This is a genomic window from Saccharopolyspora sp., from assembly GCF_017434145.1.
Classification (GTDB): Bacteria; Actinomycetota; Actinomycetes; order Mycobacteriales; family Pseudonocardiaceae; genus Saccharopolyspora_C; species Saccharopolyspora_C galaxeae.
In genome coordinates, this window is sequence record NZ_JAFRFW010000151.1 from 1 (window position 1) to 10,969 (window position 10,969).

7 protein-coding genes are annotated in these 10,969 nt (G+C 70.9%); all 7 read right to left on the reverse strand.

From position 1 onward, the window contains the following. Positions 1-398: 398 nt before the first annotated feature. On the reverse strand, positions 399-2,618 hold the full coding sequence (locus IJH84_RS04265; protein WP_295140423.1) for a 3-hydroxyacyl-CoA dehydrogenase NAD-binding domain-containing protein: 2,220 nt from the start codon (positions 2,616-2,618) through the stop codon (positions 399-401). Positions 2,619-2,671: 53 nt separating this feature from the next. Beyond that, positions 2,672-3,886, reverse strand: coding sequence for an acetyl-CoA C-acetyltransferase (locus tag IJH84_RS04270; RefSeq protein WP_200073180.1), 1,215 nt, complete (start codon positions 3,884-3,886; stop codon positions 2,672-2,674). Between the two features lie 227 nt (positions 3,887-4,113). Further along, positions 4,114-5,703, reverse strand: a complete 1,590-nt coding sequence (locus tag IJH84_RS04275; protein ID WP_295140426.1) for an L-lactate permease — start codon at positions 5,701-5,703, stop codon at positions 4,114-4,116. A 226-nt stretch (positions 5,704-5,929) separates the two neighbouring features. After that, positions 5,930-7,345: a glycolate oxidase subunit GlcF gene (gene glcF / locus IJH84_RS04280; RefSeq protein ID WP_200073182.1), complete on the reverse strand. Its 1,416-nt coding sequence runs from the start codon at positions 7,343-7,345 to the stop codon at positions 5,930-5,932. Beyond that, the gene (locus IJH84_RS04285) at positions 7,345-8,595 is read right to left on the reverse strand and encodes an FAD-binding oxidoreductase (RefSeq protein ID WP_295140429.1); all 1,251 of its coding nucleotides are present in this window, start codon (positions 8,593-8,595) and stop codon (positions 7,345-7,347) included. Before IJH84_RS04285 ends, glcF begins: the two co-directional genes overlap by 1 nt. Further along, entirely contained in the window at positions 8,595-10,109 is a 1,515-nt protein-coding gene (locus IJH84_RS04290; RefSeq protein ID WP_295140432.1) for an FAD-linked oxidase C-terminal domain-containing protein, read from the reverse strand. Before IJH84_RS04290 ends, IJH84_RS04285 begins: the two co-directional genes overlap by 1 nt. Positions 10,110-10,422: 313 nt before the next feature. Further along, a partial coding sequence (locus tag IJH84_RS04295; protein WP_295140434.1) for an alkaline phosphatase family protein occupies positions 10,423-10,969 on the reverse strand: 547 nt, incomplete at its 5' end.

Below are 10,969 nucleotides of genomic sequence, written 5' to 3' on the forward strand. Positions count from 1 at the left end.
AGCGGACCGTGCGCGGTGCCTCCGGCGAACTGCCGCTCGCGGGCGAACTCGGCTCGGCGGCGGGCCACGCCACCGACGCGCTGCCGGAGCTGCCGCAGCGCTGAGGCGACCAACGCGAAAGGGCGCCGGACCGACTTGCGGTCCGGCGCCCTTTTCAGCGCCTGCCTTTGAACCTAGGTTCGGCTCTGGGTGTTGGCTACTTTCAAGCGGCGTCAGCCGCTTCCGCCACCTGCGCAAACCGACCATCGGCGGGTTCTCAGGCGTCGTCTCGCGAGGACAGCTCCGACGCCGAGTAGGGCGCTACTTAAGGAGGAGATCCCGCAGCGAGACGGCGCCCGAGGTTCCGCTAAGCGACCACCCACGCAAAACGAGCTCAACGACAAGTATTCAAGCGCTGATCAGGCGGCCGAGGTGTTTCCGACGACCTCGGCATCCGGCTCGCCGAGGTCGATGCGCTCCCCGGCCTTGGCCTTGCGCACCAGCGACTCCGGCGGCACGAACCGCTCGCCGTAGCGCTCGGCCAGCTCGTTCGCCCGGGCCACGAAGCCGGCGAGCCCGCCCGGGTAGCCGTTGACGTACTGCACCACTCCCCCGGCCCACGCCGGGAACCCGATGCCGAAGATCGAGCCGATGTTGGCGTCCGGCACCGACTTGAGCACGCCCTCGTCCAGGCACCGCACGGTTTCGACGGCCTGGATGAACAGCAGCCGCTCCTTGAGGTCGTCGAACTCGACCGCGGCCGGATCGCCGGAGCCGGCGCCGAAGTGCTCGACCAGCCCGGGCCACAGCCCGCCGCGGACGCCGTCGGTGTACTCGTAGAACCCGGCGCCGCCTGCCCGGCCGGTGCGCTCGAACTCGTCCACCATCCGGTCCAGGATGCCCTCGGCCGGGTGCGGAACCCACGTGCCGCCCTCGGCCTCCACGGCCCGCTTGGTCTCCTCCCGGATCTTGCGCGGCAGGGTCAGCGTGAGCTCGTCGAACAGCTGCAGCACCGGGGCGGGGAAACCGGCCTGGCTGGAGGCCTGCTCGATGGACGCCGGGTGCACGCCTTCGGCGAGCATCGCGACGCCCTCGTTCAGGAACGTGCCGATGACCCGGCTGGTGAAGAACCCGCGGCTGTCGTTGACCACGATCGGGGTCTTGTTGATCTGCTGGACCACGTCGAACGCCCTGGCCAGCGCGCGATCGCTGGTCTGCTCGCCGCAGATGATCTCGACCAGCGGCATCTTGTCCACCGGGGAGAAGAAGTGCAGGCCGATGAAGTCCTCCCGGCGGCGCACCCCCTCGGCCAGCCCGGTGATCGGCAGCGTGGAGGTGTTCGAGGCGATCAGCGCGTCACCGTCGATCACGTCCTCGACCTCGCTGTAGACCCGGTGCTTGAGCTCGGTGCTCTCGAACACGGCCTCGATCACCAGGTCGCAGCCTTCGAGCTGGTCGTTGCGGTCGGTCGGGGTGATCCGGGCGAGCACCTCGTCGCGCTCCGCGGCGGATTTGCGGCCCTTGTCCACGGCCTTGCCGAGGATCTTCGCGGAGTACGCCTTGCCCTTCTCGGCCGCTTCCAGCGAGACGTCCTTGAGCAGCACCTGCATCCCGGACTGGGCGCAGACGTGGGCGATGCCCGCGCCCATCATGCCGCCGCCGAGCACGGCGACCTTGCTCGCCTTCCAGGTCTCGTACCCGTCGGGCCTGCTGCCGCCGGAGTTGATGTGCTGCAGGTCGAAGAAGAACGCCTTGGTCATGTTCTTCGCGGTCTGCCCGGCGGCCAGTTCGGCGAAGTAGCGGCCTTCGATCTCCAGCGCGGTGTCGAAGTCCACCTGGGAGCCTTCGACCGCCGCGGCCATGATGTTCTTCGGCGCGGGCAGCGGGGCGCCCTTGAGCTGCTTGGCCAGGTTCGCCGGGAACGCGGGCAGGTTCGCGGCGAACTTCGGGTTCGACGGGGTGCCGCCGGGGATCTTGTGGCCCTTGCGGTCCCAGGGCTGCGCGGCCTCCGGGTTGGCCTTGATCCACTCCTTGGCGCGGGTGAGCAGCTCGGCGTCGGTAGCGACGACCTCGTCGATCAGGCCCATGTCCTTGGCCTTGCCCGGACGCAGCCGCTGGCCCTGGGTGAGCACGCCCAGCAGCGCGTCCGCGATGCCGATCATGCGCACGGTGCGCACCACACCGCCCGCTCCGGGCAGCAGGCCGAGGGTGACCTCGGGGAAGCCGAAGCGGATCTTCGGCCCGTCCAGCGCGACGCGGTGGTGGCAGGCCAGGGCGATCTCCAGCCCGCCGCCGAGCGCGGTGCCGTTGAGCGCGGCGACAACCGGCTTGCCGAGGGTCTCCAGGCGGCGCAGCTGCCGCTTGGTGGTGTTGCTGGTCTCGGCGAACTGGTCGAGGTTGTCCGGGCGGACGCGGATCAGGTCGTGCAGGTCGCCGCCGGCGAAGAAGGTGCTCTTCGCGGAGGTGAGCACGACGCCGGTGATGCCGTCCCGCTCGGCTTCGAGCCGGTCCAGCGTCTGGTCCATCGAGCGCACGTAGCGCTCGTTCATCGTGTTCGCCTGCTGCTGGGGGTCGTCCAGGGTGAGCACGACGACGCCGTCGTTGTCCTGCTCCCAGCGGATGGTGCTCTGATCACTCATGCGAGGAAGTCCTTTGCGGGTTCGGGCGCGGCGCGCGGCCGCAGCGTCCGGGTTCAGCTGAGGCGTTCGATGACCGTTGCGATGCCCATGCCACCGCCGACGCACAGAGTTGCCAGGCCGTAGCGCTGCTCGCGGCGTTCCAGCTCGTCGAGCAGGGTGCCGAGGATCATCGCGCCGGTGGCGCCGAGCGGGTGGCCCATCGCGATCGCGCCGCCGTTGACGTTGACCTTCTCGTGCGGGACGCCGAACTCGCGCATGAACCGCAGCGGCACCGCGGCGAACGCCTCGTTGATCTCGATGAGGTCCATCTGGTCGATGCTCATCTCGGCCTTGCCGAGCGCCTTGCGCACCGCGGGCCCCGGGCCGGTGAGCATGATCGTCGGATCGGCGCCGCTGAGCGCTGCCGAGAGCACCCGCGCCCGCGGGCGCAGGCCGGTGCGCTCGCCCAGGCCCTCGCTGCCGATCAGCGCAAGCGCGGCACCGTCGACGATGCCGGAGGAGTTGCCGGGGGTGTGCACGTGGTCGATCTGCTCGACCCAGTGGTACTTCTGCAGCGCGACCGCGTCGAAGCCGCCCATCTCACCGATGTCGGCGAACGAGGACTTGAGCCCGCCGAGGCTGTCCGCGGTGGTGTTCGCGCGGATGTGCTCGTCGCGGTCCAGCACGGTCCGGCCGTTGCGGTCCTTGACCGGGACAACGGAGCGGGCGAACCGGCCGTCCGCCCAGGCTTTCGCCGCCCGCGTCTGGGACTCGGCGGCGTAGGCGTCGACGGTGCCGCGGTCGAAGCCCTCCAGGGTGGCGATCAGGTCGGCGCCGATTCCCTGCGGCACGAACGAGGTCGCCAGGTTGGTCTCCGGGTCCATCGCCCATGCGCCGCCGTCGGAGCCCATCGACACCCGCGACATCGATTCCACGCCGCCTGCCAGCACCGCGTCCTCCCAGCCGGAGCGGACCTTCTGCGCGGCGGAGTTCACCGCCTCCAGCCCGGAGGCGCAGAACCGGTTGAGCTGCACACCGCTGACGGTGTCCGGCAGGCCGGAGGCGATCGCGGCGGTCTTGGCGATGTCCCCGCCCTGATCGCCGAGCGGCGAGACCACGCCGAGCACGACGTCGTCGATCAGCTCGGGGTCCAGGCCGGGATGCCTGCGGCGCAGCTCATCGATCAGACCGGTGACCAGGCTGACCGGTTTGGTCCCGTGCAGCGATCCGGTTTGCTTGCCGCGACCGCGCGGGGTGCGGATCGCGTCGTAGACGAACGCCTCGGACATGGGCGACGTGCCTCCTCGTTGCGGCCGGTACTCCACTCAGAGTGTTACACCATTACTGTCATAGTCAATGGAGACCCGGAGTGGGCGGGGTCTCCCCGCAGCTTGCGCCGGAAAACCCCTGCCCCGGTCAAACGAGCGACAGCCCGGATCCGTTTCTCAGAGGCCGTCTCGGAACCTGCGTTCGGCTCCGGTGTTGGTCTGTTCTGCAAAACGAGCTCAACAGATGTTCAGAGGCCCCAGGTCATCCACCCGAGGACCGGGGTCGCCTGCAGCGCGACCAGCACGCACAGCAGCAGCAGGAACCCGATGCTGAACGGCAGCACGCGGCGGAAGATGTCGCCCTCGCGCCCGCTCATGCCGACCGCGCCAGCGGCGATCGCGAGGTTCTGCGGCGAGATCATCTTGCCCAGCACCCCGCCGGAACCGTTCGCCGCGGCCGCCAGCATCGGCTCGATCCCGGCCTTCTCGGCCGCGGTGACCTGCAACGCCCCGAACAGCGAGTTCGAGGAGGTGTCCGAGCCGGTCACCGCGGTGCCCAGCCAGCCGAGGATCGGCGAGAGGAACGCGAACAGCCCGCCCGCCGCGGCCATCCAGGTGCCCAGCGTCGCGGTCTGCCCGGAGGTGTTCATCACGTACGCGATCGCCAGCACCGTCATCACGGTGACGATCGGCCACGCCAGCTGCTTGTAGGTCGCGCCGTAGCGGCCGAGCGCGCCGCGCGCGCTGATCCCGATGGCGGGCACGGTCAGCATCCCGGCGATCAGCAGCAGCGTCCCGGCGCTGGAGAGCCAGTCGAACTTGAAGTCGGTCAGCGACAGCGCTTCGCCGTTGGGTTCGCGGATGTCCAGCCCCGGCCAGCCGAACTTGACGGTGACCGCGTCGAGCAGGTCGGCGACCGGTCCGAGCTGGGCGATCACGAACACCGCGATCACGATCAGGTAAGGCGCGTAGGCCCGCAGGATTTCGGTGCGGCTGTCGGTGCCCGCCGCGACCTCCTCGGCGCCGCGCGGTGTCCAGACCCGCATCAGCAGCACGGTGGCCCCGGCCGCGACCAGCGCGGCGATGATGTCGGTCAGCGGCACCGACACGTAGTTGGCCGCGGCGAACTGCACGACGCCGAAGGTGATCCCGCAGGTCAGCGTGGCCGGGAGGGTTTCCCGGATGCCGCGGAACCCGTCGATGATGCCGACCAGCACCAGCGGCACGATCACCGCGAGCACCGGCGTCTGCCGCCCCGTCATCGCGCCGAGCTGCTCCACCGGCATGTCGGTGACGCTGGCCAGCGTCACCAGCGGTGAGGCCAGCGCGCCGTAGGCGACGGGCGCGGTGTTGGCCACCAGCGCGACCACGGCCGAGGTGATCGGGCCGAACCCGAGAGCCAGCAGCATCACGGTGGTGATCGCGACCGGGGTGCCGAACCCGGCCAGCGCCTCCAGCAGCGCGCCGAAGCAGAACGCGATGATCACCGCCTGGATCCGCCGGTCCCCGCTGACCCGGGAGAAGCTGCGTTGCAGCACGTCGAAGTGCCCGGTGGTCACGGTCATCTGGTAGATCCAGATCGCGTTGATCACGATCCACAGGATCGGGAAGAAGCCGAACGCGGCGCCGAGCGTGGCCGACAGCAGCGCCTGGTCGACCGGCATCGGGTAGACGAACACCGCGACCGCCAGCGAAACGGCGAGCGCGATCAGCGACGCCTTCCACGCGGTCATCCGCACGAAACCCAGCAGCGCGAACAGCACCAGCAGCGGCAATGCCGCGGCCAGCGCGCTCAGGCCCAGGGAGCCGAACAGCGGGTCCAGGATCTGTTGGTACACAACCACTCCCTTGTGGCGCGGGCCAGCGTGTCGAGGCCGCGACGATATCCGCGCGGACTCACCGGTGGTAGGGGCGTTTCGAGAAGTTCGGGCGAGTGCACCGGACCGCCTTGCGGTGCACCGTGGACGGTCGGCGGGTCACCGCCGTGCCGGGCTTTGGAGCCGGTCCCGGGCGCCTTCGCCGCGACCGGGACCGAAACCGCTGAATTCTGTTCGTGAAGCGGCCTCAGCCGCTCGCGGCCAGCAGCTTTTCCGCGGGCACACCGCGGATCGCGGCATCGAGCACCTGCACCGTGTGCGCCATCGGCAGCTCAGCGCCGCGGCGTTCCAGCGCGGTGCGGATCTGCATGGAGCAGCCCGGATTGGCGGTCACCAGCAGGCTCGCCTCGGTGTCGAGCACGTTGGCGGCCTTGCGGTTGCCGAGTTCCTCCGCCGCCTGCGGCTGCAGCAGGTTGTAGATCCCGGCCGAGCCGCAGCACAGCTCACCGCGGTTGATCTCGCGCAGCTCGACACCGGGGATGCCGCGCAGCAGATCTCGCGGCTGGGCGCGGATTCCCTGGCCGTGGCTGAGGTGGCAGGCGTCGTGGTAAGCGATCTTCACCGGCAGCGGGTGCCGTTCGGCGACCGGGCCGAGTTCGGTGAGCAGTTCCGCGATGTCGCGCACCTTCGCGGCGAACCGCTCGGCCTTCGCGGCGTACTCCGGGTCGTCGCGCAGCAGCCGGGGGTATTCCTTGAGCGTGGAACCGCACCCCGCCGAGTTGATCACGATGTGCTGCACATCGGACTCCTCGAAGGTGTCCAGCAGCTTCCGCGCGAACTTCAGCGCCTCTTCCTCGCGGCCGGAGTGCTCGCTCAGCGCGCCGCAGCACCCCTGCGATGGCGGGATCACGACATCGCAACCTTCCGCGGACAGGATCCGGGCGGTGGCGGCGTTGACGTCCGGGAAGAACGCGCTCTGCACGCACCCGGTGATCATGCCGACAGTGGCGCGCCGCTGCCCGCGCGCGGGGATCCGCCGCCCGAGCTTCGGGGCGCGGCTGATCGGCGGCGCCAGCGACTCCATGGTGCGCAGGTGCGGCGGCAGCTTGTCGGTGAGTCCCGTGCGCCGCAGCAGCGAACTGACGCGCAGCTTCTGGTACAGCGCCAGCGGTCCGCGCATCGCCTTGAGCCGCCGCGGGTACGGGAACACCGTGAAGATCGCCGTGCGCAGCAGCTTCTCCCAGCGGCCGCGCTCGTGCCTGCGCTCGATCTGCGCGCGGGTCTCGTTGATCAGCGTGCCGTACTGCACCCCGGACGGGCACGCGGTCACGCAGGCCATGCAGCCCAGGCAGTTGTCCATGTGCCCGACCATGGCGTCGGTCATCGGCTCGCCCTCGAGGCCTTCCTTCATCAGGTAGATGCGTCCGCGCGGCGAGTCCATCTCCTCGCCCCACAGGTCGTAGGTGGGGCACGCGGGCAAGCAGAATCCACAGTGGACGCAATCGTCGATGAGGTTCTGCTGCGGCGGGTGGTGCTCGTCGAACGCACCGAGCACGTCGGTGTGGTCGGGGCGCACCGGACGGCCCGGATCGGCCGCGGCGCCGGTTTCGGCAGGCGCGCCCGGATCGTTCGGCACTCCGGAGTGCGCCGGGGTCTCGGTCATCAGATTCCTCCCACGAAACGACCGGGTGCGAGCCGGTGCCCGGGATCGAATTGGTCCTTCACGCGGCGCAGCAGCGTCTGCACGCCGATCGGCTGCGGCCCCCACGGGTCGATGGCTTCGCGCGCGGCGGGATTTCCGCGCAGCAGCACGGCGTATTCGGCTTGCTGGCGCAATCCCTCCACGAGCGAGCCGAGCAGCTTCGGCTCGCAGCTCGACGGAATCCCCGCGTGCAGCACGCCCAGCCCGGCGGCACCGCGCAGCGTCAGCGGCACGCCGGAGTCCTGCGCGGCGTGCTCGGCGAAGGTCAGCAGCTCGGCCAGCGCTGCGGGCTCCACGCCGAGCCGAAGCGCGTTGCCGTCCGGCTCGGCCGGGAACCGCCCCCACCATTCGGGCGCGCGCTCGAGCACTTCCCCGCCGATCTCACCGGCCAGCCGGACGGCGCGCTCGTGGGTGGCCGCGGGTCGCCCCTCCAGCTGCGCGCACACCGTGATCGGTCCGTCCACTTCGGACCTGTCGAGCTCGATGGCGGTGGGCATCTCCTGGCAGCGCCGCAGCGCGGCGACGGTCTCGGCGGCCTCCTGCGGACCGTCCAGGACGCTGCGGATCCACCGATGCTCGTCGGCCAGCGGATGCAGCCGGAACACCACCTCGGTGATCACGCCGAGGGTGCCGTAGGAACCGGTGTAGAGCTTGCCGAGGTCGTAGCCGGCGACGTTCTTGACGACCTTGCCGCCCGCGGTGGTCACGGTGCCGTCGGCGCGCACCACGGTGATGCCGATCAGCAGGTCGCGCACCCCGCCGAAGAAGTGCCGCCCCGGCCCGGAGGTCGCGGTGGCCACCACTCCGCCGAGGGTCGCCGACGGCAGCGGCTGGTCGATCGGAAGTTGTTGCCCCGCCTCGGAAACCGCCGCCTGCACCTCGGCCAGCGGGGTGCCCGCCTTGGCGGTGACCACGAGGTCACCGGCCGCGTGCTCGACCACCCCGCGCAGCTGCGAGACGTCCAGCAGCACGTCCGCGGAGCGCGGCGCGGCGCCCCAGTCGAGCTTGCTGCCGGATCCCTTCGGCACCACCGAAAGCCCGTGCTCGTCGGCGGCCCGCAGGATCGCGGAGACCTCTTCGGTGCTCGACGCGGACGCGACCCAGGACGGCAGCACGCCCGCGATCTCGTCGCCCGCTGCGGCCCGGCGGATCCGGTCGTCGCCGACGGCGGAGGTGAGCGCGGTGGGCGCGGAAGCGCTGGTCTCGGTCATCAGAACTGGTCCGCCAATCCTGCCTCGGTCAACGGGTGCACACCGCGGCGCGGGCCGGGCACCTCGCCGCACAGCCGCGGAGTCGGGAAGACCTTGCCGGGGTTGCAGATCCCGGCCGGGTCGTAGGCGCAGCGGACCCGCTGCATGGTGTCCAGGTCGTCGGCGGTGAACATCCGGCCCATGTACTTGACCTTGTCGGCGCCGACGCCGTGCTCGCCGGTGATCGATCCGCCGTGCTCGATGCACAGGTCGAGGATCGCGCCGGAGACCTCTTCGGCGCGGTCGGCCGCGCCCGGCTCGGCTTCGTCGAACAGCACCAGCGGGTGCAGGTTGCCGTCCCCGGCGTGGAAGACGTTGGCCACCCGCACCCCGGACTCGGCCGACAGCGAAGCGATGCGGCCCAGCACCTCCGGCAGCGCGGTCCGCGGGATCACCCCGTCCTGCACGATGTAGTCCGGGCTGATCCGGCCGACCGCGGCAAAGGCGGACTTGCGGCCCTTCCAGATCATCGCCCGCTCGTGGTCGTCGGCGGCGACGCGGATCTCGAAGGCGCCGTGCTCGCGGCAGTACCGCTGCACCTCGTCGAAGGTGTGCTCGACGTCGGCGACCGGGCCGTCCAGCTCGACCACCAGCACCGCGCCAGCGCCTTCCGGGTAGCCGCAGGCCACGGCCTGTTCGGCGGCTTCGATGGACAGCGCGTCCATCATCTCCACCGCGGCCGGGGTGACGCCGGCGCCGATGATCGCCGAGACCGCGCCGCCCGCGTCGTCGGTGGTGCGGAAACCGGCCAGCAGCGTCTGCACCGTCTCGGGTTTCCGCAGCAGCCGGACGGTGATCTTGGTGACCACGCCGAGCGTGCCCTCGCTGCCGATGAACGTGCCGAGCAGGTCGTATCCGGGCGCTTCGCGCGCGGCGCCGCCGAGTTCGACGACATCGCCGTCCGGGGTGACGACCTCCAGGGACAGGATGTGGTGCGTGGTGAACCCGTACTTCAAGCAGTGCGCGCCGCCGGAGTTCTCCGCGACGTTGCCGCCGACGGAGCAGACCTGCTGGCTGGAGGGGTCGGGGGCGAAGTAGTAGCCCTGCGGCGCGGCGGCGGTGGTCACGTCGAGGTTGATCACGCCCGGCTCCACCACGGCGCGCTCGTTGGCGACGTCGATCTCCAGGATCCGGCGCATCTTCGAGGTCACGATCAGCACGCCTTCGGCGTCCGGCAGGGCGCCGCCGGAAAGCCCGGTACCGGAGCCGCGGGCCACGAACGGCACCTGCTGCTCGGCGCAGGCCGCGACGACCTCGCGCACCTGCTCGGTGTCGGCGGGCAGCACGACCACCGCGGGCACCACCCGGTAGCTGGCCAGGCCGTCGCATTCGTAGGTGCGCAGCCGCTGCGGGTCGGTGATCACCGATTCCGCGGGCAGCACCGCGCGGAACCGGCGGACCAACCGGTCCAGGTCGGCCGCCGGGGCGGCAGCCGCGGTCGGCCCCGGGCTCGGGGTTGCAGCGCTGGTCGACATGGTCAGCCTCCTCAGCAATGAGGACTTCCGCTCTGCGGAAACACCGTTCCGGGCATCGGGAACTCTAGGTTGTCGACCGCATAGATACAAGAGGCCGACAAGCTGCCTCCCGCTGGACCTTCATTGTGCCCCGGACCGTTGACCTCGGGCCGCCGCGAAATCGCTCAGGTACTGCCGGGAAGGGCCTGCCGACCGGACGCCAGCCTGCACGCATCTTGCGCCGCACGGCCGGGACGGACGAAACCGCCCGGTCCGACGGAGGACGTCCGCTCTTGGACCCGGCGCGCTCACCGGAGCAGCGCACGTTCGGCGATCAGCCCTGCGCCACCAGCAGCGGGACGAACTGCTCCGCGGCGGTGAGCGAACCGTGATGCCCGCGCAGCGAGGACTCACCGGGCTCGGCCACCGACCGGATCACCGCGGACTCCCGCAGCACCGCCAGCACGTCGCCGATGCGCGGGCGCACCTCGTCGGCCACCTCGGAGCCGAACCAGCCTTCGTCGATGGCCTGCTCACCGGTGACGACGGCGCCGCGTTCCCCCACCGCCGCGCGCCAGGTCTCGAGCACGTCCGCGCGGGCGCCCGGTTCGGTGTAGACGTGCCGGGCGCGCGGCTCGCCGCCCAGCAGCCGCACGCCCTCGGACAGCGCGGGCGAGGTGTCCGCGTCCAGCGCTTCGGACGGGTCGACGGTGACCATGCCGTGATCGGCCACCACCAGCAGCGCGGCCGATCCCGGAAGACGTTCGGCCAGCGATTCGACCAGCCGGTCCACCTGCGCGAGCTGCAACCGCCACGGCAGCGAGCCCGGCCCGTGGCCGTGCCCGACCAGGTCGAGGTGCCCGTGGTAGGCGTAGCTCAGC

Excerpts from the sequence above, each read along its gene's own strand:
- IJH84_RS04265 (WP_295140423.1), bottom strand. The coding sequence starts at position 2,618 with ATGAGTGATCAGAGCACCATCCGCTGGGAGCAGGACAACGACGGCGTC.
- IJH84_RS04270 (WP_200073180.1), bottom strand. The coding sequence starts at position 3,886 with ATGTCCGAGGCGTTCGTCTACGACGCGATCCGCACCCCGCGCGGTCGC.
- glcF (WP_200073182.1), bottom strand. The coding sequence starts at position 7,345 with ATGACCGAGACCCCGGCGCACTCCGGAGTGCCGAACGATCCGGGCGCG.
- IJH84_RS04285 (WP_295140429.1), bottom strand. The coding sequence starts at position 8,595 with ATGACCGAGACCAGCGCTTCCGCGCCCACCGCGCTCACCTCCGCCGTC.
- IJH84_RS04290 (WP_295140432.1), bottom strand. The coding sequence starts at position 10,109 with ATGTCGACCAGCGCTGCAACCCCGAGCCCGGGGCCGACCGCGGCTGCC.